Below are 23098 nucleotides of genomic sequence, written 5' to 3' on the forward strand. Positions count from 1 at the left end.
GTGCTAAAATGCCTGCCCGATGCTAAAATGAAGTCCCCACCGATCCCAGGCACTGCCAAAATCCTGCCCCTGGTATATTTGCAGGTCTTCATCGGTTGGATTGAGTTTATATGCAAGATCAATTCGTATAGGTCCAATGGGTGATTGATACCTGAGCCCGCCTCCGACTCCAAACTGAATAGGTGTGGTGCCAATGTCACTAAAATTTCTCCAAACTTGTCCGCCATCTAAAAAAGTGGCAACCCCAAAGCCTTTAATGAGCTGGTTGAGCTGAAACCTGAGCTCGGTGTTAAAACTAACCATTCCCCGGCCACCAACAGGTACAAATTGCTCAAACTCCCCCTGCTGGTTGATGATTGCCCGTTTCGGCCCCAACTCCTGTCGGTTCCATCCGCGAACCGAGTTGGTTCCGCCGCTGTAAAGCCGGATGTCGGATGGCAGGGAGTCTTGTTTTGCATAATAAATTCCGGCAAAATTCAGGCGTTTTGCGAACACGATATTGTCAGTGAGGGAAGTGAACTTGCGTGTATCCATCCCCACTTCCTGGAAACTGTAGGTAGCCTCACCAAATAATCCTGACAGTTCCCAAAAAGGCTGAAACGACCATCCTTTCTTGCCCCGTTGTAAGCTGCGGGCATAAAAGGCATTCAGGTTAAAAGAGGAGACATTATAGGTCTCAATACTGTCGGGCAGGCTTTCCTGGGAATTCCGGTTAATTTCGTTGTTCAGTGTAAATTCGTGAGATATGGTACCGGTTAAGTTAGAGCTGTACTGATATATAAAACTGTTGGTTATTCCTCCGCGAACAATCTCGTAAGAAGGTTCCAGCTTGTGCTCAAAAAAGGGAGATAGAATGACCGATGTTTTGGTATTGTACACGTAAGGGAAAAGATAGTTGGCACCCAGGCGTTGCTCAATGGCCGAGGCATTTCCGGTTATGCTGAACCGTTCTCCTCTGCCACGAACATTGCGGTGAGTCCACGAAGCTTGTCCCCGAAATAACTTGTAGAAATCAGCCCATCCCTCATCGATACGGGTTAGGTTTCCAATCCCAAACTGCAGCTGAACCGTGCGCAGTGGAGTTTCTTTCACACGCACTTTCACACTTATGGAAGAGTCTTCAGGTTGTTCCGGTATGTTTATGAGTGCAAAGCGAAGCATATGATGGCTGAACACTTCCCGCTGGGCTTCCCGAAGCTTGTTTTCACTGAATAATTCGCCGGTCTCAATTCCGGTTTCTCTGATTATATACTTTTTTGCAAGGTTCTCTTCCCCTTCAACAATTACAGAGTCGAAACGGGCCCGGGGTCCCGGATTTGTAACAAGGGTTACATTCGCTGTTTTGGAAACGCTGTCTATTAGGGCATTTACTTCGCTTGCAGCATATGGATAGCCGAGATTACGAAGGCGACCGGTCAGCTTTCCTTCCACTTCCGACTTGTTGATGGTTTCATAACGCTGCCCAACCTTATAAGGCAGGTTACTTCTGATATCTTTGAAGTCTTCATCGTCAGTAATTAACGCCCGGTCTTCGCTACTTGTAGAAATCTGAAAATCCACATTCTTAATTCTGATAGGTGAGTTTTCAGTGATTTCAAAAATAATCGCTTTTCGCCATTCTTTACTCAGGGTTTCGATCCGGTAATTTACGATTACATCATCAAAGCCCCGGCGCTGGTAAAAGCGTTCAATCCGGATTACGTCCCGTTTTACGTCATTTTCGTTGAGAAGCATACCCGGTTGTCGCCAAAACAATAATTTTTTAAATGGTGACGGCGGTTCATTATAAATCACATCTTTAATTACTAATGCTTCAAAGGTTCGGTTGCCCTCAATTTTAACACTCCAAACCCGGGCAGGGTCAGGTTCTTCCTGGGCTGCAACTTGCACGGTGGCAAGAAGGAAGACACACAGCAGCGTGAACAGATGGATTAGAAGTTTTAAATTAGTAGTAACCAAGCGAGTGATTTATATTAATAAAGATAAGTATAACTGAATGTTTGCTATCTTTGAAATCTTAGTTGTACAGTGCAGTTTTTAAATGAGTCATAACGTTAATTGCTCTTATATATGTATAAGTATTTTCAGGTCATTATTGTTTCTTTGATACTGTTTTCATGCAAAAGTACGGAAGAGTTTACCGGCTTCTCTTACGATCCGCCTGATGTAACCAACACCACCGACAAAATTATTCAAAAGCAAGCCCGCCGAACAATTGGGGTAGATTCTCCCAAGGTTTGGATCAGCAATGAATTTGAGGGCGCGCGAGTGAATGATGTGTATGCTTACGATGACTCAACCTATGAGGTTTTTATTGCTCCTGAAAATAGTCCGATTAACAACAGCCCCTGGTATGCTTTTAAAATTTGGAGTGACACCGTCCGGATGGCAAAGATAAGGCTTAATTACCCGGATGCAACGCATAGATATGTACCTAAATTACAAAGCTGGGTACAAACCGACAGCACATGGAAAGAGCAGATGGAACTGCCTGTCAGGTACGATACCGCTACAGGCGCAGCTACATTTGATATACTGTTAGCTCCCGATCCCATCATTATCAGCGGGCAGCCCCTTCATACTTCATCCGATTTGATATCCAGGTTAACCCATCGTGGGGTTTTGGGTAATTCTTTTGCAGAGATAAAGAAGGCCGGAGAATCGAAGTTAGGGAGGCCGGTTTGGGAGATGGAAATCACGGAAGTTAAGCCCGATCAGAAAGCTCCGGTTTTAGCCATTGTGAGTCGTCAGCACCCTCCGGAGGTAACAGGATACCTTGCTTCCCTGATTTTCCTGGAAGAATTAACGGCGGAAAATGATTTGGCGAGGAAGTTCAGAGAAACATTTGTGGTAAAAGTATTCCCGATGCTGAATCCCGATGGAGTTGATATGGGACACTGGCGCCATAATGCCGGAGGTGTTGATTTAAACCGGGACTGGGAAAACTTCAACCAGCCCGAAACAAGAGTTGTGAAGGAAGCCCTGGAGCCGCTTAAAGATTCTGAGCTAAGGCAGATGTTTTATGCCATCGACTTCCACTCCACCAACGAGAATATATTTTATCCTATAAATGAGGAAGTAAAAACCAATCCTGATAACATCACCCAGCAATGGGTAGAGCATGTTTTGGCTGAAAATGAGGAGGTTGAATTTAGTATTGAGCCGTTCGATACTTCATCGCCCATAGCCAAAAACTGGTTCTATCATACCTTTGGGATTGATGCTTTGACCTATGAGGTAGATGACCGCATCAGTGAGAAAGAGCTGGAACAGGTTTCGCGATCGGCGGCAAAATCACTGATGAAGGTTTTGCTCGAAAACTGGGATAAAACAAGTGTTGAAAACTAATTCAGGGATACACATATTCAAATAAAAGCTAAATAGAAAAGCATGAAGGGTTCACAAGTATTATTGGAAGGGATTTACAACTGGAAGTTGCGGCTGGTGTTAAGCGCACTGTTATGTATAATTGGGCTAGGAATACTCATCAGTATGGCTTTGGGGATATTTCTGGAGCTCACCGTTCTGGATAAGTCCATTGTAGGCATTGCCATATTTATGGTGGGAACACCGGCTTATCTGATCGTCAGCAAATTGGGGAAAGTGGACCAATATACCATCGCCGGTTTCCTGAATGAAAGTCTTCAAGAGGTTGACGGAGATGCCGAGGTGCTGGTTAAAAAAGAAGATGAGCTGGCTCCGGAAGAGAAAACACGCCGCGAGCAGCTGGAAGAATTTTTTCGTGAAAATCCCCTATATAACTTCTTACCCGACCGGCCTGTGAAACAAGCCTATTTCCTGTTTTTAGTGTCACTTCTGGCAAGCTTTGCCATATGGTACTTCGGTATGTGATCAGCTAAAACAGTGCAGGCTAAGTTAATTTACCTAAGCTCATTCACCTGCCGGCAGAGAAAAATCCTGATTGAATGGGTTTCCTTCCGGTACCGTTACCTTCACCGCTCCATAATTCGCTGCCATATGACATTGGTTACAGGTTTGAATCATGGTTTGGAAATTGCTTTCAAACCGTTCTTTATCTTTGGAGTCGATCGCAGCTTCGATGTTTTCAATTTGAGGAAGCAGCATCGAATTTAGAAGCTTACTCACATTTACTCCATCATCTACGTGATTTTCTTCAATGATAGTTTCCGATAACTCTTCGATTTCATGTGAATAAATATCAGCCAGTTCCCAGTTCTCTGCTGTACCCGAAAGATATAATTTGTGGCTGTATCGTTGCATAAACGACATGTGGTAAATCAAAGGAATGGCATCCTCATATTGCTCATCTGTATCAGGATGGTCTTGCGAGTTCTGCTGTTTTGGTTGACAGGAAAGCCCGATGAAAACAGTGGAAATTAAAAGTAAAAAACCACCTGACTTAATGTAATTTAGCATGGTGAACGATGAATATTGATTAATTGATTTAACAATGCCTAAGTTATTTGTGAATATTATCACATCCAAACCATGAAAAATATCATACTGTTTTTTATTCCCTTTTTGATTATTGCTTGTAATAGCCCGGAGGTTATTGAAGATATGGGCGACGCCTCTTTTCAACTTGTTGACAGCGACAGCTCTGAGGTTGTATTTCCGGATGATTTTGAGGGAGATTATGTGGTAATGGGGTTTATCTATACCAACTGTCCGGATATCTGCTCGCTGATCACACAAAACCTCGTCAAGATCCAGAAAGAGATGAATTACCCCAACGATGTGCAGTTTGTGGCGGCCACTTTTGATCCGGTCCGGGATACACCCGCCAAACTAAAGCAGTATGGTAAAGCCTTTGGGGTAGACAAGAATTTTACCTTTCTAACCGGAGACTCTACTGAAGTTTTTGCTTTGATGGACAGTGCCCGGGTGCGAAGTCAGGTCTCTTTCACGCAACAAACGGACAGCGGTAAAGAGCTATACTTTATTAATCACTCAGACAAAATTATGGTGCTCAATAAGCAGGCTCAGGTTATTTTTGAATATGGAGGCAGTCAGCCCATGATTCCTTCTCTTGTAATCGAAGATTTAAATAAAGTACGATGAAGAAAATAACTTACCTGTTATTTATTGGCGGAATGATACTTTCAGTGGCTTGTACTGGCAATAAAGCGGAAAAGGAGATGATGAATGAGCAACCGGAGGAGGTTCGGGAGCGGGTACGTCCGGCCGCTTCTGGCGGGACAAGCGCAGCCTATTTTGTTTATACCAATCTCCTGACCAAAGCGGATACTTTGCTATCTGTAGAAGCTGATTTTGCAGAAATGGTTCAGGTGCATGAATCGTACGAAACAGAAGGCGGAATGATGGGGATGCGTGAACAAAAAGAAGTTATAGTGCAGCCTGCCGGAGAGATAAGGTTTAAACAAGGTGGCTTGCATATTATGTTGATGGGCTTAAATCAGGAACTGAAAGATGGTGATTCTGTTGCTGTTCGGTTGGAATTTGCAGCAGCCGGTGAAGTAGTGAAGAAACTTCCGGTTCAGCCCTGAAATTCTTTCAAATAAAAAAGGCTGCCGGGGTCTCCGACAGCCTCAACCACTTAACGTCTCAACTTACTGGATAGTAAACTGAACCATCACAATGTTATCCATGTCGTCAAATACGGGTGGGTCGTCACTTCCTTCAGAGCCGTCGAAATCATAAGATCCGATGGTTCCGTTATCGATGTGCAACATCGCCCATACTTTCTCTCCTGACTCAAGGGTTTCGCCTTCGTTAAGCTCAATTACCAGGTCGGTATTTTGCCCGGTGTAAACTTGCCCGTGACCGATACTCGCCGGTACTACTGGAGAATCATTACCGGTGTCTCTGTGAAGCACAACAAATCCTATTTGGCTGGTCATGGTTTCAGAGATGGTAAGAGTTCCGTCTTCCACAACCTGGTCTTCAGCAACTACAGCCGGAGCGGCGGATCCGCTTACGGTAATGCTTGTTAACAGAATTCCATTAGCGGTAATAACCGGTTGGTCATGTGGCCCTTGTCCGTCAAACTCGTACTCACCGATTGTTCCGGTATCATAATGTACCATTGGATATAGTGCGTCACCGTCTTCAACCACAACGCCGTCGTCAAAGGTGATTTGAACGTCGGTATTCATTCCAGCCTGGATAGGTGCTTTACCAATAATTTCCGGAATCTGCGGGCCATCGTTTGCTTCGTTTGAAGCATGCACAACTACCCATCCGTCGGTGTCCGATTCCACGTCAACCATAATGGAGTTGTTCATAACGGTTTGATCTTCCGCCATCAGGGTCGACATGTTTTCGATTACTTCAAAAGATGAAAGTACGATGTCACCTTCTGCTGTAATTACGGGTTGATCTAATCCGCTTTGCCCGTCAAATTCATACTCACCGTCTGTACCGGTGTCATAGTGGAGCATTGGGAAGAGGTTATCTCCGGTAGAAACTTCTTCGCCATCGTTCAACACGATCTCCACATTCTCATTCACCCCAGCAGAAACCGGTGCTTTACCAATAATTTCAGGAATTTGAGGTCCGTCATTGTTGGCATTAGGTCCGTGAATTACAATCCAGCCGTCTTCAGCTGCAGATACAGATCCGATGACAAAAATATTTCCGCGATCTACCTGATCACTAACCGAAATGGCGGGGTCGGTTTGAGAAATCATGAATGAGGTCATCACAATTTCGTCATTGAGTGTAACCGGCAGGTCCAGCCCGTTTTCCCCGTCAAATTCGTACTCACCCATGGTTCCGGTATCTTCATGCAGCATAGCCCAAAGGGTTTCTTCATTAGAAACGCCTTCTTCCAGCTGAATGGTGACATTTGAATTTACACCGGCCTCAACCATAGACTTCCCGATTATTTCAGGAACTTGTGGTCCGTTACCTTCAGCGTTGGATCGGTGAATGACAATCCACCCGCTTTCGGGAGATACCACATTTGATATCGTAACCTGGTTTCCGTTACTGGTGCCCTGTGTGTTAGCTTCTACGGTCGGGATATCCGTATCGTCTTCTCCTGAAGAATTATTATTATCGCAGGCTGTAAAGGATAGCCCCACAGCAGCCAGAATGATAAATAGTTTGTTTAGTGATTTCATAATAGTTTTTACTTGATGAATTTTATTTCTTATTCGCTTGAGAATACGAGCGGATCTTTCAAACAGATTGCAAAACTCTTAAAATGATTTGCCGGAAGAGGAAACGGAGGTATTAATAATTGAAATGAATAGAGATTATACTGCCGAGAGCTATGATGCCCTCGCATCTGAATATGATATGCGATGGAAGGGGTACATAGAAAATACACATCAAAAATTGTTGGGCCGTCTTGAAACTCGTCCCTCCGACCGGCTTTTGGACATAAGCGCGGGCACCGGTTACCTGGCAAAGTATCTTCAGCAGCACGAGTGGGAGTTCGATGAATTTGTACTAAATGATATATCCTCTGAAATGCTGGACAAGGCCCAAGAAAAGGTAGGGCCTGATGGCCGTTATGGTTATACCGAATACCGCGCAGAGCAGATGGGTTTTGAGTCCAATTCCTTTGATCAGGTGATTTCAATGAATGCTTTTCACAATTACTTGGATCAGGGAGCGGTAATCCGGGAGGTTTATCGGGTGCTAAAGCCCGGCGGGATGTTCTATTTGTTGGATTGGAACAAAACCGGATTGTTCAGGGTGGTCAATTACTGGATTGATAAGCTGACAAGTGAAACCATCCAAACTATATCTGTGGATGAAGTTGAAGAATTACTCCGTTCATACCATTTCAATATTAAACACAAAGAAACCTGGCATTACAGGTACTGGAATCTGTTTTTTATCTGTGCAACCAAGCCTGCTTAGAGGGAAAAAGAAAAAGCCCCGACCGATCAAAATCGGGGCTTTGCTTGAGTTATTCGGAGTATATCTTTGCTAATCACTTAAATCAGCATTGTAATAGTACGAGGGTCAGGAGCAACCGGATTGGAAGAATATCTATTTAAGAATCTGGGGAGAAAGGACGATAAGCGGGTACAGAACCCTCTGAGTAGGAAAAAGAAGGCTGGAGTGGGATTAGGAAGTCATTACAGGTATTCTATAACTGCGGTAACATCACCCTGGTAATGACCTCTAAGTGAGCTAAGGTCTTTGATTTTACCATTCAGGGAGATGTGATGTTCGCCGGTTTCGGTAGTTCTTTTATCAACCTGAAGTGATTCAAATTCCATGGCGTCTCCGTCAAAATTCACTATTCCGGCGTTCTCAAAAATTGAAACACTTACATCGGTGCCCGGAGAAGTTTGAAGTGAAAACCCTCCGGCTTTGACATTATTGTTAACAGCATCCACAGAGCTTAAGTCGATGAGTCCTTCTTCAATGGAAGACAAACCGGCTCCGCTTACGATCTCTACCCGAACCTGCATCACAGCGGTTGTTTGTGCCTGAAGGGAAGCCCAAAAGCCAGAGGCCAAAAGAATTAATATGTGGGTGATTGCTACTCTCATTTTTATCTATCTCACCCAAATAATATTAATATCCTCTAACATTAAAAAATCTTAATTTTAATAAAGCGGAAATAATTTCCTCATCCAAAAACAAAATCGATGTTAGGGCAGCCTTAGGAAGTGTATTTTACAAATGTTAGAAATTATAACTCTCTAATATTAGAAAAGGAGTCTGTCAAAAATCGATGATTCCTGACAGTATCAAAGGTTTTTTATAAAAGGAATGGGAGGCTAAATTCTGAAGAGTCTCTTCAGTTTTATCCGTTTTGCTCTCTTTTTGAGCGCGGTAAGTTTTTCCTCATCCAGTTCAAGGTCGTCGGGATGAAGTTCTATCTCTTGAAGGGAGTCCATTGGGTTAAGGATTCCAAGGTGTTTAATAAAAGTATTTAGGTGACTTCGCAGATACTTCTTCCGGTTCTTATCCAGTATCTCGATAATCTCTTCCCATTTCTCGGGCTTTACCGAACACTCAATTCCCAGACCAATGGCATCTGAGTCGTCAGGACTATTGAGGCAAATCTCCAGTTGTAGTTCCAGGTTTTCTGGCAGCGGCTCCGGACGGAGCAGTTTTGGTCCTTGATGCTGTTTGTATCCACGAGGGAAAAAACTTTTCCAAAGCTCTCCGGTAGAGGGGTCGTGATAAAAAACTTCATAGGTATCCATGTTTTTTCGCACGGTTACCATGTCTTTTATGCGCTCTATTTGTCTCTTATTATTAATGATATACATAATATTGCCTGCCTCGTAGATGTATACTTTTACCTATTATAAAAGTTCCTGAGTGCCGTTTTGTTACAAACTATTTTCCTTAATGAACATAGCCGGCTAAACTTTTAAGTGCTGTGAAATGCGCGAAACCTATTTCACGCGTTCTATAATGATGAGTGTTATATCGTCACTTTGGGGCTGACCTTTACTAAAATTATCGATTGTTTTTAGCAGGTTCATCATCATTTGGGAAGGGGTAAGCGATTTATGCTCCAAAAGCCATTGCTCAAAACCTTCATCTGTAAAAAACTCTCCCTCTGTATTCCTTGCTTCAGGGATGCCATCCGAAAAGAGAATTAACTTATTGCCTGAATAGAGCTTTATCGAATCACCTTTAAAATCTACGGGATCCATAATTCCCAGCATCACCCCGCCAACTTCGAGCTGACTGAGTTTATGATTGTGTACATCCAGCAAATATGGATTATTATGCCCGGCATTTACGTAATTAAAGGTGTGAGTATCAGTATCAAGTTCACCATAAACAGCGGTGATGAATTTGTCGATAGGGGAATCTTCGTAGATGAGTTTATTTACACTATTAATAGAATCTCCAACATTCTTGTTGTTTTCCACGTGAGAGCGAAGGGAAGCACGCATGGTCGCCATTAGCAGGGAAGCCGGAACACCTTTGCCGGTTACATCGGCCACGGTAAATCCCCATCGATTTGTTCCAGGAATGGGGATGTAATCGTAATAATCTCCCCCAACGCTTTTTGCGGGCTTACTGCATCCTGCAATACGATAGTGTGGAATGTTTGGCACTTCTTTAGGCCAGAACCCGGACTGAATGGTTCGTGCAACCTCGAGCTCTTTATCCATAATTTCTTTCTCAATGCGCTGTTGCTGCAGTTTGGCATTCTCTATAGCAATAGCGGCCTGATTGGCCATCGTTTGAAAAACAGGGACCAAATCATCGGTGAGCTCTTCCGGATTCTTTCTGTTAATAGCCTGAAGGGCACCTATAACTTTGCCATTATGATTGACAAGAGGGACGCAAATCAGGTCTTTGGTTGTAAATGAGGAACTAACGCTGAGTTCTCCCGCAAATCGGGGGTCCTTCTGCACATCACGTACAACCACTGGTTCCACATTTTGCACTACCCAGCCACTTAAGCCTTGGTGTGCAGGCATGCTTTTACCGGAAAGTTCTGCAGTAGCCGGTCCGGTAGGTATGGTTAAAGTAAGTTTTGATTTATCCTCCGAAAGCAGAAAAAGGGAGCTTGCCTCGGTATCCATAATGATTTTGGCGGAATCCATAATCTCACGGAGCAATTTATCTAACTCAAGGTTGGAATTTATTTTCCCAACCAGTTCCATGAGCAGGTTAAGCTGATCAATATTGATAGATTGCGATGTTGTTTTCATACCCGATACCCGTACTAACTGATTATAGTGTTAAGCTCCTTGAGTTTCACCACTTTTGGAATGTTCTCCAAAGCATTTCTCACCTTGATCAAATTGCATTAACCCCAAAAAAAGAAGCACTCCAATATAAATAAGAAGAGTCAAAATACTATAACGATTCTTAGGAATACAATAACCTTTGAGATGCGTGAAAACACGTATTGATTTTAGAAATTAATTTCTCGTGATTGTGGTCATAACATCTGAATAATTTTTGGGAAGGGTACATGTATTTACTGAGAAAAATTATGATAACCGGGGTTCTGTTCTGTATAAGTCATACATTATTAGCCCAGAATACACATGAAAAAGAGCTGGTAATCCGGGGTGAGCCAATGCTTTCTTCCGACCAGATTATTGCTGACCGAGAAGTGAATTACGATGTAAACGGACAGCTTGCAGCAGGGGTATTAATTAAAACCTCTTTGAAGGATTTGAATATTGAGTCGACTCTGGGAGTGCTCAGTATAATGGGATACGAGAATTCAGTTTTGATTCTTCTTTCTCCGGAAGAAAGTAAGGTGAATATCTATAAAGAAGGCATTGAGCCGCTGAATATTTTACTGAGCGAGGCGGGAATAGACTTAGAGAGTGGAAAAGTGTGGGAAATCGAGGTGACGGAACAACTGAAGAAGAATACCTCTGATGAATTGACGGTTGTGAAGGATCTGGAATTTCTTAAAAATGAGCTGGTTGCCAATCGGAGAGACAATAAAAATGCGGAGGGAATTTTAGCTGCCGGTTTAAAGATCTATTCAGACCGGGAAAACCTGGAAGTTGCAGTACCGGATTCTGACAAATTGTTAAAGATTCAGAAAGCCGAAAACTATTACCTGATCTATATATTACCGGGTGTTCAGGAAGTAAGAATTTCAATGCCGGGGAAGAAGCCACTAACCATCAACCTCGCTCAAACTACACTTGAAAGCGGTCGGGTATATAGCCTGAGGGTCGAGTAAGCTGGTATATCAGAGATATAGCAAATAAAAAAGGACGCCAGCGAATTGCTAACGTCCTTTTTGTGTCGGGGCGACTGGATTTGAACCAGCGACCTTCCCGACATCAACAAGCTGAAGTCGGGACGCTCTACCTGGCTGAGCCATGTCTTTCAATCCAGGCCAAGGCCCTTTTAGGGCTTTTCATTTTTTTGAGTTTATTTTCCAATTTCATAGCAGAGGCTTTAGATTCGGTTTGCACATACCCAATTAAGACCCAGGGTCCTTTTCCTCGTGTATATTTGTTCTGGGTTGAATTGTGACTCTTGAGGCGTTCATTGATATCCGAAGTATGCCCATAGTAATGCTTTCCATTAGATTCAGATTTAATCATGTATGCGTAGAATGACATAAAATTCCCCCTTTATTGTTATAAACTAAAAAAGGACGCCAGCGAATTGCTAACGTCCTTTTTATGTCGGGGCGACTGGATTTGAACCAGCGACCTCTCGACCCCCAGCCGAGCGCTCTACCTAGCTGAGCCACGCCCCGATTTAAAACACTAAGTTAAATAATCATTTATTAAACAAGCCGGGTGACTGGATTTGAACCAGCGACCTTCCCGACACGCCTGTCGGGACGCTCTACCTGGCTGAGCCACGCCCCGATCAATGAGCGCTAAAGATACGCATCAAATCAGGCAAAACTCAATCATTTCTTGGTCTGACACAATTCAACCAAAACCCCGTGATTATCTTTTGGATGAACGAAGGCAACCAGCTTGTTATCGGCGCCATCTTTGGGCTTTTCATTTAATACGGTAAACCCTTCATTGCGTAGTCTGTCCAGTTCGGCGTGGATATCATCAACCTCAAAGGCCACGTGATGTATACCTTCTCCTTTCTTTTCCACATACTTGGCAATTACCGAATCATCTGCAGTTGGGCCCAGAAGTTCCACTTTGGATTCTCCCGTTTGAAAGAAAACCGTTTCCACCTTTTCACTTTCTACGGTTTCGGATTTGGTGGGTGAGGCGTTTAAAATTTTAGAGTAGGTCTCTGTGGCTTTTCTTATGTCTTTCACGGCGATGCCGATATGGTCAATATGCATGACTTAAAAAATTTAACGTTTTATTAATTATCGATTGAAATAGGATTTTTCTGAAGAAGGCCCTCCTTTTGCACAAGTTTCTCAATACTTTCAATATCGCGGGGAAGGAAATCGCTGTAGATTTCAACTCCGTCTTCGGTGGCTATAATCATGTCTTCCAGACGGATGTAAATGCGTTCTTCAGGAACCCGAAACTGTGGTTCTATCACAAAAACCATACCCGGTTCTACGGGCACGGCATAGTCACCCACATCGTGTACCGACATCCCCACTCCATGTCCCAATCGCATGTCCGGGTCTTCAGCTCTTTCATGATAACCGGCTACAAACTGCTCGGCAGCATTGCGATAGAGAGGTTTAGAGAACTTATGTTCTTCCAGGATGACATCTATTTCTTTCAGGGCATTTTGCATTATTTGCTGTGGGGTAAGCCCGAGTTTAATATTGTAGAGAATAGCCTCGTAAAACTTCAGATAGAATGAATACAATTCTCTTTGAACAGGATTGAATGTTCCGTTTGCCGGCCACATCCGGCCAAGATCACTGGAGTAATATTGGTCATAAGCACCGTAATCCATCAACATCATGTCACCGGCTTTTGCTGTACGCTCGCTGTTATGATAATGGTTCATATAGGCATCGGGACCTACATGTATAAGAGGATAATAGGCATCGTCCTGAATATTATGCTTCCAGTAAATGTATTTGGAAACGGCCTCCAGCTCATAGGGCTTAACACCCGGTTTGGTTGATTTCATCGACTCTATAATAACTTCTGCCTGAAGTTGGGTGGAACGGCGTATCAGCTCCAGCTCTTTTTCACTTTTGATTTTGCGAAGCTCATCAATAATGGGGTCTAAATCTTTAACTTCTAAATCAGGAGCCAATGCACGAACTTCCCTGATGAAGTTGTGGTGACGGGGAAGGCGGGTGTCCAATGGATTAGCTTTCATGTCCTCAATGTGGCGGTTGGCCATGCTGCGTGTCATAGCAACTTCCTCATAAGGACTTTGAGGAGTAAAGGCTGTGCTGGTTTCCTCAGACTCGTTCAGTGATTGTAAAGCCACTTTTAAGTCGGAATAGGAGCCAACATTCTCAATTCCGGTTAGCTTTTGTACTAAATCGGCATCTTCGAAAGAAAGTATTTTGCCCTCCCCATATTCCCTGCGCTCTTTACGATTATACAAATAAACGGTGGCCTCACGGGTTTGCCCATTCAGGATCAGGTAGGCATCGGGCGATTCTATGCCGGATAAATAGTAGAACTCGTTATTTTGCCTGAAGTCCAAATATCCAACCGGGCTTGGAGCACTCTGTAAAATAGCGATGCCATCTTCTCCAATAGCTTCGTAAACCTTGTTTCGGCGTTCTGCAAACTCGGCAGGGGGGAAATGCTCCGAAAACAAGGGCCGGTCTTCTTTCAGGGTAGATTCATTCCAGCTTGAATGTTGAGCATATACCGAAGAAGGAAAAACAAAGAGAAGTAATAACAGGAAAATACTTTGTATGCTGAGAGTTAATCGAAAAAAGTGAGACATGATTCCGAGGGCTGAGATTAAAATTTCACTCAAATTAAAAAGGGTAAATAAAAAGTAAGAAACAACGTGGTCTTAAACTTCTTATTTACCCTTGCAAGTAAATTGCGTGTGTTAAGTACAGATCATTACTCCAGTGAGTTGATCAGTCGCTGGAATAGGTCACTGCTGGTGTTACCATTTCCGAGGTTGAGATTATCAATTTGCTCGTTGATGGCTTCAATTCTACTTTCAGGAGAAAGGCCGGTCCAGGCTGTAATGGCTTCGGTTTCGTAATTCTGAATTCGATTCAGATACTTGATGGCTTCATTTGGATTGTAACCGGAGAGGTAGGTGTAAATGACTCCCCAGTAATCGGCTTCAAATTCATAGGATTCCAGCCGTTCGCTATTGGCTGCATCATAAAAACCATCCGTCCAGTCGGTGATGCGCTGTTCATTTTCCCGCTCTTCTTCCGTGGCCTGATCTTCGGCCCCTTCTTCCGCCAGCTTCCGGCGCATTTCGTCCAGCAGGCTTTCTCGTTTTACCCTCGGCTCCTGCTCTTTATACTCAACCATACCATGACTGAAAACAAGGTGAGCGATTTCATGAGCTAAAAAGTGAACCAGTTCAGCTTCAGAACGCATCTGTTTGAGGGCGCCTTTAGAAATAAATATATAGTTGCCCGGCAGCGAGTATCCCTGAATAGCTTCAGAATCTAGAATAAAAACTTTGAAGTCGAGTTCCGGCTTATGACTGTTTTCTACAATCAGTCCGGATAGAAGATCCAGATATCGTTGCAACTGGTAATTGCTTACCAGCCCTCGTTGAGCAACCGCACTGGCAACCGCATAGCCCACCTGGTCGATGGCCGGGTCGGTATAGGGGACAAAAATAGCATCCGGATACAAGAGTCTTCGTTCCTGAAGGGGGTTCATTTTTCGTTCTCTTACACCGATAAAGTTCTGGAACTCAGTAGGAGAAGCGGGGTCGATCTGAAATTTCTCGAAATCAACAGTGTATTCGATGTCCCGCGCACGGCGCCATTTTTCGGCAAAGCCTTTAACGGCCGCCGATACCTGTGTTGGTGAAGCCACCAGCTCTTCCTCAATATCTGTTTCCTCGCCGTCAATTTGAGAGAACATCAGGTTCATCCGGCTTTGAAGTGAGTCGGACTGAAGTTTGTCCTCACTTATCTTAGTGTCAGAAAGCGTATAGCTTGGGACCCACCCCAACGTTTCTTTGAACCAGATACGATCCCAGTATCCCTGTGTGGAATCCAGCTCAACTTTATTGTTGATGTACAGGCGTAGTAAAAACTCATGATAGGCCGCAGGGCCTTTGCGCATGTCTGCCGTTTGATTGGTGTATTTTACCTGGGCCAAAGCAGACTGGCTTAACATCGCTGTGCAAAACAATAGCACCCCAAAAGAAGAAAGTAGTTTTTTCATCATTTATTTGTTTGTTGATAGCTGCCCTCCCAGTTGTCGCCGGGCGGATTCTTTTTAAATACCTCGATATTCTTTAAATAAATCCGGCAGAGCATGTCCCCGTCTTTAAGCTCCAGTGCTTTTTCGAACTTAACTTCTGCCGCTTCCCATTCACGGTTATAATAATGATTTAACGCACCATGGAAAAGCTCTACAAACGATTCCCATTTCGAAGACTCTTCCGTGCCTTTTTCACAAATAAGTTCAAAAATGCGGATGGGTTTCGTTTTGCCTTTCGCTTTCATCAGGGCGACTTCCCGCGTCAAGAGGCGGTCTTTTACCTGTTCTCTGGTTGGCTGTGAAATTAAAATTCGGGTGCCAAAGTCCTTATTGGCAGGTTCGAGGCGGGCTCCCAGGTTCACATTGTCCCCTAAAACCGTATAGCTGAACCGGTCTTTGGAGCCCATGTTACCCACAACCATAGGACCGGAATTCAACCCATAGCGCACATGGGGAGCAGGTAAACCTTCACCCGTCCACTTTGCCTGTAATTCGGCTAGTTTTTCTTCCATCTCCAGGGCACACTTACAGGCGTAATAAGCATGATCTTCTTCAGGCACCGGTGCTCCCCAAAAAGCCATGATGGCGTCACCGATATATTTATCCAGCGTGCCTTTGTTTTTGAAAACGATGTCCGTCATTTCACTTAAATACTCATTCAGGAAGGTAACCAACTCTTCGGGAGGAGTATCTTCGGATATGGAAGTGAATCCGGCTAAATCACTGAATAAAACGGTAAGTTCTTTTTTCTCACCGCCTAATTTAAGCAGTTCCGGCTGCTCAATAATTTGTTCGACCAGTTCTTTTTGAAGGTATAAATCGAAGGCACTGCGAATGGCTCGTTTCTGTGCATCCTCACTTACATATTTGGTAGTGTATCCAACAATAATCATCAACAAAGAGGAAAGGAAAATCTCGGCGGTTGGGAACCATATGCGGTACACACTGAAGAGGACTAACCCGGCAATAATGATTGCCCCCATTAATATTGCTGAAAAAGAAATATTCACTTTTGAAGGAGCCCGGAAAATCACAATCAAAAGAGCCGCCGTAAAAATGAGGATAAGAATGTTTTTGGTGAAGGGGGATACAGTAGTTATGAAATCACTTTCCAGGAGGTTGTTGGTAACAGCGGCATGAATTTCTACTCCCGGAAAAGGTTCAATAGGACTCATGGGGGTAGACTTGATGTCAGACAATCCGGCAGCATTGGCCCCGACAAAGACAATTTTGTCTTTCAGCTCTATCAAAGAATCGGCTTTGGGGTCGCCGGTTTGCCGAAATTCAAGTCCGGCTTTAAATAGTCCATAAAAAGAATAGTACCTGAAAGAGCCGTCTTCCCCGCCTCCTTTTTTATACCAGTTAATCAGATACTTTCCATCGGGCTGAAGCGGCACTTCCAGTGAATCCAACAAAAGAGAACGATCGGTTTTTTCAATTGAAACCTGTCCTCGTTGATAGCCGAGATAAGCGGCAACTCCCAAAGAGGGCAATGCCCGGTCTTCAGAAATATTAAAAAACATGGGTACTCTTCGAATGATGGATTCATTCTCGGTAGGGATGGCTACCGACCCAATTTTATGAGCAGTATTCAAGAATCGTGGAATGGGGACATTATGTACAGAGTACAACCCCGAACTGTCTTCCAATGCAAGCGGATAGGTAAAGCGGGACAGGTTTGACCGGTTATATCCATCATTACTCTCAACTGTTTGAGCAGACAGCACGGAGTTTTGGTAGGTGCCAAACATCTGTTCCAGGTATAGGTCGCTTCGTGATCCGGCAAGGCCATTTCGATCAAAGTCGGGTTGATCAAAAAGCACATCATATACGACCAGTCGCGCCTGCTTGGCCATCAGATAGTTGTGAACGGTGCCATATACCTCCCGTGGCCAGGGCCAATAAATACCATGTTCCTTCGCAAAAGTATCCAGGCTTTTTTGATCAATCATAGCCAGTGACACCCGGTCTTTTGGGACTTCCCGCTCAAAAGACCTGAATTTTTGGTCAAGCAGAGAGTCTTCGATGGGGTTAAAAAAGCCTGCATATTGCAGTGCAAAAAGTGAGGAGATTACGGCAGTATACACCAACCCGAGTAAGACTGCCTTATTAAGTTTTCTTCCTTTTTTCATTTTGTACCCGAATTAGAAGTCAAACAACAAATTCTATAATAAGAATTTCAGTGATGTTGTGCACTTTATAGCTTATCGTTTAATATCATTGGCTACAGCTGATGCTGACACTATTTATACGACATCTTAGAAATGCTTTAATTATCATTGCCTTTGCAGCACCGGTGAATCCTGAACAATATAGTTTTTTATGTCACATCATCGAATAAAATCTACAGAAAAATATCCATTCTGGTTTAAGACTACCGTTATATTAATTGGCCTGTATCTGCTGTTCCTGGTAATGAGCTATGGAAAGTTTATCCTGATGCCGCTGGCTTTTTCGGCATTCTTTGCAATGCTTTTGAGTCCTATAGTTAAACTTTTTGAACGCTGGAAACTGGGCAGGGCTTTTAGCATCATTCTTACGTTGTTAGTGGTATTAGTTGTTCTTGGAGGTATTTTATCGCTGATATCAGCTCAGTTTGTGCAATTCGCAGAACGCATTCCGGAGGTGACCGAAAAGCTGAAGACCGTTTCCACTAATGCCATTCAATACCTGGAAGAAACAGCCGGGATTTCCCAGGAAGAACAAAGCGAATACCTGCAACAGGGCATCAACAACCTGATCGATCAGAGTGGAAATTATGTGAGTTCCATCGTGAGCGCCACCACCAATATATTTACGGTGATGACGCTCATGCCCATCTTTATTTTCTTTATGCTCTACTATCAGGAAATGTATCAAACCTTCTTTCAAAAGCTGTTCGCATCCAGGAAAGGAGACTATTCTAATGTGGACAATCTTTTAAGCCGGGTGCAGGATGTAACTCAAAACTACCTGGTTGGTATGCTTTCGGTGATTGGTATTTTAGCCGTTTTAAATACAACCGGACTTTTTATTATTGGTCTGGAGCATGCGCTGTTCTTTGGGGTTTTTGCCTCATTGTTAGCCATTATTCCTTACATCGGGATTATCATAGGAGCATTACCGCCGTTGTTATTTGCTCTCCTGCTTACCGACTCGCTAATCACCCCGGTGTTGGTGGTGGCCGTTTTTGGAACGGTGCAATTCCTGGAAGGCAATTTTATTACGCCCCGAATTGTCGGTTCAAAGGTATCTATCAATCCTTTTGTAGCTATGATTGCGCTGATCATTGGCGGTGAACTATGGGGAATCTCCGGGATGATTTTGTTTGTACCGTTAATCGGTATTTTGAAAGTCATTTTTGATCAAATTCCGGAGATGAAGCCCTACGGTTATTTGTTAGGAAATTCCGTCAACTACCAGGACTGAAAGTGAAAGCCCGGACTACATCAACACTATCTATCTTCACGATTTTCTGCGTGATTGCTCTCGGAGCTTGCTCGGCAGAGAAGCAAAAGGAGGAGCACTACTTTTTGGATGGATATGATCACCTGGAGTTTCGGGATTCTACAGGTGTTGTGGTTCCTCCTAACCAGTATATAGGATCCTATCAGCTAAACGGGGTACGAATGTACGATGTCATTGATACCACGCTGGTACTACATAATACCCGGTCGGGTGAGCCGTACAGAGGATTTATAAGAACCTTTGACAGCAGAGACTATAACCTGCAGGGTGAATTTGAAAACGGGGAAATGTTTCGGCTGCGGTATTGGTACGCAAGTCGAAGGCTGGGAATGGATGCTGATTACCGGAAGCAAACGGGGAGCATTTGGGATAAACTGGGCCGGCTGGCCATAAGCTGGAATCCCGATGAGTTATATTTCATAGACCCGGCTTCCCAGAAAATCACGCAAATCAGAACCGATACCATGACCAGTTATTATGACAAATCAGGGAATCTCACGAGTTATACCGTTCGCACCGATACGTCATTTGTTCAATACTATGCAGATGGCCAGCCACGCTTTAAATTTCCATATTCTGAAGTAGGTCCTCGCAGTGGAAAGGTGATGCGGTGGCACCCTAATGGTCAAATCCAGGTAACCGGACAATATAAGGATGGGGAGCAATCCGGAGTGTGGATTGAATACGACAGCTTAGGGAATGAGATTAAAAGGGAGAGCTACAACTAAATATCTTCCGGAAAGAACAAATCCCTTACATAGGTATAATTAGCTGCCATTCTTCCAATCGGGTCGTACTTGGCGTAATCCACTTTGTCATTTTCCATGTACACATCGTCTTTGATGTGGTAGCAAACCAGCTCCCCGATCACTTGGTTGAAATCTCCCAGTTCCATCACCCTATCTAACCGGCATTCCATACTGATGACGGCTTCTTCAACTCTGGGAGCTGTAACCAGATTGCTTTTTACAGGGGTGAGGCCTGTCTTTTCAAACTCACTAATTTCTTTTGGATAAATGGTACTGCTCTTGTGCATGTGATTGGCAAGCTTGGCAGAAACCAAATTGATGACATAATCTCCGCTGTCTTTAATATTTGCCAGCGTATCCTTGTCCCCGTCTTTCCCCACATTTGCTCCCCGGCCTATGGAGGTAATAAACATGATGGGGTTATGGGAAATCACGTTGAAGTAACTATAGGGTGCCAGGTTTGGAATCCCGCTTTCCCCAACTGAAGAAATCCAGGCAATTGGGCGCGGAACCACCGATGCCTTTACAAGTTTGGCAATCTGATGTTCAGAAAACTGAGGCTTTTCTATAATCACGGAAGTAAATGTTGAGTTTAAAAATCGGTGTTCGAAGGTAGCTATTTTTGGAAAGCTTGCATAATAAAGGTAGTTGCAGTTGGTTCTTGAAATAAACAAATTCCTTACATATCAGACAAAAAGTAAGAATTATGCCTACAGCAACCATCACATCCAAAGGTCAGGTAACCATCCCCAAAAAAATCCGGGATGAATTAGGATTAAAGCCCGGCGATATTCTCAATTTCGAAATGGAGGCAGTAAATACCTTAGTAGTTACAGCCAAAAAAAAAGATTATAAAGAAGCCTACGGAATGTTGTATCGGGAGAATCAGAAACCAAAGTCAGACGAAGAAATAAATGAAGGAATCGTTGAATACTTAAAGGAAAAGTATAAAAGGTAATGGTAGGTATAGACACGAATTTACTGGCTAGATTCCTTATTAAGGACATTGAAGAGCAGGCAGAATTAGTGGCAAAATTAATTGAAGATGGGAAGGAGCTTTACATTAATCAGGTAGTGCTCTCGGAGCTTTCGTGGGTACTTCTTAAAATCTATAACTATCCTAAAATAGAATTCATAAGCGTTTTAGACACTCTATTTGAAACAAAAGGTTTTTACTTTTTTGATCAGGAGGTAGTAAAGCTTACAATCGAAGATTACATTAACAGCTCGGCAGATTTTAACGATTGTCTCATTCATCAAATAAATAGAAAAGAACGGCTAATAACATACACTTTCGATAAAAAAGCTTCTAATCTGAAACAGATGAAACTGTTGGATTAATCCCCGACTATCTCGCTTCGAAAAAAGCCTTCACCTCTTCGGCACTCTTGGCATTCAGTACACGGTCTTTACCATACTTTCCTTTTCGGGCAATGCGTACACCGTAAGGAATATCATCAATGCCATCGGTGGAGTGGGCATCAGGGTTGATGGATGTCATGAGCCCTACTTCCATGGCTTTGTTGCCAAATCTCCAGTCCAGGTCAAGCCGGCGTGGATTGGCATTTATTTCGATGGCCGTGTTATGTTCGGCAGCTAAAGCAACAAGTTCGTTCAGGTCTAAATCGCTGCCATTTCTTTTCAGAAGCAATCTTCCGGTAGGGTGACCAAGAATTCTGGTATATGGATTTTTGATAGCATTTCGCATCCGTTCCATCATTTTATCCCGGGGCATTTCCAAAGATTGGTGCACGCTTGCAATCACAAAATCAAAGCCTTCCAGGATGTCATCTTCATAATCCAAAGAACCGTCAGCGAGAATATCCGATTCGATACCTTTAAAGATTACAAAGTCTTTACCCGCTTCTTTGAATTCCTCATTAAGCCGCTCAATTTCTTCCCACTGTTGTTTAATCTCATCCACCGAAAGTCCGCCGGCATAAGCTGCCGTTTTGGAGTGATCGGTCAGCCCAAGATATTCATAACCACGTTCCATGCAGGCTTCGGCCATTTCTTTAATGGAGTACTTTCCATCACTCCAGGTGCTGTGAGCATGAATAACGCCCCGGATATCGTCATCAGAAACGAGATCAAAGTCTTCCTGTTCTTCGTAGATATCGAATTCACCTCGGTCTTCGCGTAGCTCGGGTGGCACAAAGTGCATATCCAGCTTCTCGTAAATATCTGACTCACTTGAAAACTTAACTGGAGCATCAAAGTTGGTATCGCCGTTATCATTCAGCTTGAACAATCCATATTCATTCAGACTCATGCCACGATCGCGGGCACGCTGCCTTAACACCACATTATGTTCTTTACTTCCGGTAAAGTACATCAGCGCGGCCGGAAATTCCTCAGGCTTAACAATACGTAAATCTACCTGCCGGCCTTCTTTGGTTCTCACCGAACTTTTGGTGTCTCCTTTGCCCAACACTTCCGTCACCCGGTCATGATTGGTGAAAACGTCAAATAATGAGTTGATATGTTCTTCATCAGCAGCAATCAGAATATCAATATCGCCGATGGTTTCCAGTCCTCGCCGGTACGATCCGGCCACTTCAATTTGCTGAACGCCCTCCTGACCTTTCAGGCTTTCAAAAATGGTGCTGGCGATTTCTTGGGCCTGGTCCAGCCGGCAACGTTCATCAAACTTCTCCATCCACTCAATGGATTTCATGATTTTTTCCGCCGATTTCTGTCCCAATCCTGAAAGTGATGCCACCGATCCGTCTTCAATTTTTTCCTTCAGCTCATCAATAGTACTAATGCCCAGTTCTTTATGAATTTTATAAGCATTCTTGGGGCCGAGTCCGGAAATACCCAGCCAATCAATCAAACCCTCCGGTACTTTCTCTTTAAAGGCTTCCAGCACGGGCATTTCTCCGGTTTCTTCCAGCGCATAGATATCCTCCGCAATCGACTTCCCAATCCCCTTTATATCTGTCAGGTTTTTCTCTTTGATGTACTCGTTGATGTCATCTCCAAGCCCCTCAATCGTCTGGGCGGCTTTATCAAAGGCAATGACTTTAAATCGGTTCTCTCCGGCGAGCTGCATAAGCTGAGATACTTCACGAAGTTTGGCGGCGATATCCTGATTGGTGTAGGGCATAAAAAGTATGGGCTAAAATTTGATTTATCGGATGATAGTAACTAATGGATTTGCATTCAAAGATTAGGTGTTAGGAGGAAGGTTTTAGGTTTTAGTGGTATTCTGAGTGGAAG

General features: G+C 43.6%; 23 protein-coding genes and 3 tRNA genes. 10 read left to right on the plus strand and 16 right to left on the minus strand.

Annotated features, from left to right (window positions below; genetic code table 11):
- Nucleotides 1-3 precede the first annotated feature (3 nt).
- A complete protein-coding gene (locus ABFW99_RS08360) occupies nucleotides 4-1890 on the minus strand; it encodes a BamA/TamA family outer membrane protein (RefSeq protein ID WP_440707471.1) in 1887 nt (628 codons plus the stop codon).
- A 180-nt stretch (nucleotides 1891-2070) separates the two neighbouring features.
- Between ABFW99_RS08360 and ABFW99_RS08365 the strand changes: the two genes are divergently transcribed.
- Nucleotides 2071-3348 (plus strand): M14 family metallopeptidase, encoded by a 1278-nt coding sequence (locus tag ABFW99_RS08365; protein WP_349353916.1) that lies wholly within the window; start codon nucleotides 2071-2073, stop codon nucleotides 3346-3348.
- 42 nt (nucleotides 3349-3390) lie between these two features.
- Nucleotides 3391-3852, plus strand: coding sequence for a hypothetical protein (locus ABFW99_RS08370; RefSeq protein WP_349353917.1), 462 nt, complete (start codon nucleotides 3391-3393; stop codon nucleotides 3850-3852).
- Nucleotides 3853-3891: 39 nt separating this feature from the next.
- On the opposite strand, the gene ABFW99_RS08375 is transcribed toward ABFW99_RS08370, so the two are convergent.
- A complete protein-coding gene (locus tag ABFW99_RS08375) occupies nucleotides 3892-4398 on the minus strand; it encodes a hypothetical protein (RefSeq protein ID WP_349353918.1) in 507 nt (168 codons plus the stop codon).
- A 72-nt stretch (nucleotides 4399-4470) separates the two neighbouring features.
- On the opposite strand from ABFW99_RS08375, the gene ABFW99_RS08380 reads away from it, so the two are divergent.
- Nucleotides 4471-5043, plus strand: a complete 573-nt coding sequence (locus ABFW99_RS08380) for an SCO family protein (RefSeq protein ID WP_349353919.1) — start codon at nucleotides 4471-4473, stop codon at nucleotides 5041-5043.
- Nucleotides 5040-5489 (plus strand): copper chaperone PCu(A)C, encoded by a 450-nt coding sequence (locus tag ABFW99_RS08385; protein WP_349353920.1) that lies wholly within the window; start codon nucleotides 5040-5042, stop codon nucleotides 5487-5489. Before ABFW99_RS08380 ends, ABFW99_RS08385 begins: the two co-directional genes overlap by 4 nt.
- Nucleotides 5490-5552: 63 nt before the next feature.
- Here the strand turns inward: ABFW99_RS08385 and ABFW99_RS08390 are convergent, their stop codons facing one another.
- Nucleotides 5553-7067, minus strand: a complete 1515-nt coding sequence (locus ABFW99_RS08390; RefSeq protein WP_349353921.1) for a DUF7282 domain-containing protein — start codon at nucleotides 7065-7067, stop codon at nucleotides 5553-5555.
- Nucleotides 7068-7191: 124 nt separating this feature from the next.
- Between ABFW99_RS08390 and ABFW99_RS08395 the strand changes: the two genes are divergently transcribed.
- The gene (locus tag ABFW99_RS08395) at nucleotides 7192-7815 is read left to right on the plus strand and encodes a class I SAM-dependent methyltransferase (protein WP_349353922.1); all 624 of its coding nucleotides are present in this window, start codon (nucleotides 7192-7194) and stop codon (nucleotides 7813-7815) included.
- Between the two features lie 221 nt (nucleotides 7816-8036).
- On the opposite strand, the gene ABFW99_RS08400 is transcribed toward ABFW99_RS08395, so the two are convergent.
- The 3 genes from ABFW99_RS08400 to ABFW99_RS08410 form a co-directional block, all read right to left on the minus strand.
- Nucleotides 8037-8456, minus strand: coding sequence for a hypothetical protein (locus ABFW99_RS08400; RefSeq protein ID WP_349353923.1), 420 nt, complete (start codon nucleotides 8454-8456; stop codon nucleotides 8037-8039).
- A gap of 231 nt (nucleotides 8457-8687) precedes the next feature.
- Nucleotides 8688-9185 carry a hypothetical protein gene (locus tag ABFW99_RS08405; protein WP_349353924.1) on the minus strand — a complete coding sequence of 166 codons (498 nt, stop codon included), beginning with the start codon at nucleotides 9183-9185 and terminating at the stop codon, nucleotides 8688-8690.
- A gap of 129 nt (nucleotides 9186-9314) precedes the next feature.
- Nucleotides 9315-10592, minus strand: a complete 1278-nt coding sequence (locus ABFW99_RS08410; RefSeq protein WP_349353925.1) for a GAF domain-containing SpoIIE family protein phosphatase — start codon at nucleotides 10590-10592, stop codon at nucleotides 9315-9317.
- Nucleotides 10593-10879: 287 nt separating this feature from the next.
- Here ABFW99_RS08410 and ABFW99_RS08415 point away from each other — a divergent pair, with 287 nt between their 5' ends.
- On the plus strand, nucleotides 10880-11590 hold the full coding sequence (locus ABFW99_RS08415; RefSeq protein ID WP_440707472.1) for a hypothetical protein: 711 nt from the start codon (nucleotides 10880-10882) through the stop codon (nucleotides 11588-11590).
- A 69-nt stretch (nucleotides 11591-11659) separates the two neighbouring features.
- On the opposite strand, the gene ABFW99_RS08420 is transcribed toward ABFW99_RS08415, so the two are convergent.
- The 8 genes from ABFW99_RS08420 to ABFW99_RS08455 all read right to left on the minus strand — a co-directional run bounded on the left by ABFW99_RS08420 (nucleotide 11660) and on the right by ABFW99_RS08455 (nucleotide 17812).
- A tRNA-OTHER gene (locus ABFW99_RS08420) sits at nucleotides 11660-11740 on the minus strand.
- Nucleotides 11718-11978 carry a GIY-YIG nuclease family protein gene (locus ABFW99_RS08425; protein ID WP_440707473.1) on the minus strand — a complete coding sequence of 87 codons (261 nt, stop codon included), beginning with the start codon at nucleotides 11976-11978 and terminating at the stop codon, nucleotides 11718-11720. The genes ABFW99_RS08420 and ABFW99_RS08425 overlap by 23 nt, the downstream gene beginning before the upstream one ends.
- A 66-nt stretch (nucleotides 11979-12044) precedes the next feature.
- Nucleotides 12045-12118, minus strand: a tRNA-Pro gene (locus tag ABFW99_RS08430).
- 38 nt (nucleotides 12119-12156) lie between these two features.
- A tRNA-OTHER gene (locus ABFW99_RS08435) sits at nucleotides 12157-12233 on the minus strand.
- A gap of 44 nt (nucleotides 12234-12277) precedes the next feature.
- Nucleotides 12278-12676, minus strand: coding sequence for a methylmalonyl-CoA epimerase (gene mce, locus ABFW99_RS08440; RefSeq protein WP_349353927.1), 399 nt, complete (start codon nucleotides 12674-12676; stop codon nucleotides 12278-12280).
- 23 nt (nucleotides 12677-12699) lie between these two features.
- Nucleotides 12700-14214, minus strand: a complete 1515-nt coding sequence (locus tag ABFW99_RS08445; RefSeq protein WP_349353928.1) for a Xaa-Pro peptidase family protein — start codon at nucleotides 14212-14214, stop codon at nucleotides 12700-12702.
- Between the two features lie 125 nt (nucleotides 14215-14339).
- Nucleotides 14340-15644 carry a M48 family metallopeptidase gene (locus ABFW99_RS08450; protein ID WP_349353929.1) on the minus strand — a complete coding sequence of 435 codons (1305 nt, stop codon included), beginning with the start codon at nucleotides 15642-15644 and terminating at the stop codon, nucleotides 14340-14342.
- Nucleotides 15641-17812, minus strand: coding sequence for a CHASE2 domain-containing protein (locus tag ABFW99_RS08455; protein WP_440707474.1), 2172 nt, complete (start codon nucleotides 17810-17812; stop codon nucleotides 15641-15643). The genes ABFW99_RS08450 and ABFW99_RS08455 overlap by 4 nt, the downstream gene beginning before the upstream one ends.
- Before the next feature lie 190 nt (nucleotides 17813-18002).
- Between ABFW99_RS08455 and ABFW99_RS08460 the strand changes: the two genes are divergently transcribed.
- Together ABFW99_RS08460 and ABFW99_RS08465 are read left to right on the plus strand one after the other, a co-directional pair.
- Nucleotides 18003-19088, plus strand: a complete 1086-nt coding sequence (locus tag ABFW99_RS08460) for an AI-2E family transporter (protein ID WP_349353589.1) — start codon at nucleotides 18003-18005, stop codon at nucleotides 19086-19088.
- Between the two features lie 2 nt (nucleotides 19089-19090).
- Nucleotides 19091-19855 carry a toxin-antitoxin system YwqK family antitoxin gene (locus ABFW99_RS08465; protein ID WP_349353590.1) on the plus strand — a complete coding sequence of 255 codons (765 nt, stop codon included), beginning with the start codon at nucleotides 19091-19093 and terminating at the stop codon, nucleotides 19853-19855.
- Here ABFW99_RS08465 and ABFW99_RS08470 read toward each other — a convergent pair.
- On the minus strand, nucleotides 19852-20451 hold the full coding sequence (locus tag ABFW99_RS08470; RefSeq protein ID WP_349353591.1) for a flavin reductase family protein: 600 nt from the start codon (nucleotides 20449-20451) through the stop codon (nucleotides 19852-19854). The genes ABFW99_RS08465 and ABFW99_RS08470 overlap by 4 nt on opposite strands.
- Nucleotides 20452-20582: 131 nt before the next feature.
- Between ABFW99_RS08470 and ABFW99_RS08475 the strand changes: the two genes are divergently transcribed.
- Entirely contained in the window at nucleotides 20583-20834 is a 252-nt protein-coding gene (locus tag ABFW99_RS08475; RefSeq protein ID WP_349353592.1) for an AbrB/MazE/SpoVT family DNA-binding domain-containing protein, read from the plus strand.
- Complete coding sequence (locus ABFW99_RS08480) at nucleotides 20834-21217, plus strand: PIN domain-containing protein (protein ID WP_349353593.1); 384 nt, start codon at nucleotides 20834-20836, stop codon at nucleotides 21215-21217. The genes ABFW99_RS08475 and ABFW99_RS08480 overlap by 1 nt, the downstream gene beginning before the upstream one ends.
- Before the next feature lie 7 nt (nucleotides 21218-21224).
- Here the strand turns inward: ABFW99_RS08480 and polX are convergent, their stop codons facing one another.
- The gene (polX, locus tag ABFW99_RS08485) at nucleotides 21225-22985 is read right to left on the minus strand and encodes a DNA polymerase/3'-5' exonuclease PolX (protein WP_349353594.1); all 1761 of its coding nucleotides are present in this window, start codon (nucleotides 22983-22985) and stop codon (nucleotides 21225-21227) included.
- Nucleotides 22986-23098: the final 113 nt, after the last annotated feature.

Origin of the sequence: Gracilimonas sp. BCB1 (assembly GCF_040117685.2) — a bacterium.
Taxonomy (GTDB): domain Bacteria; phylum Bacteroidota; class Rhodothermia; order Balneolales; family Balneolaceae; genus Gracilimonas.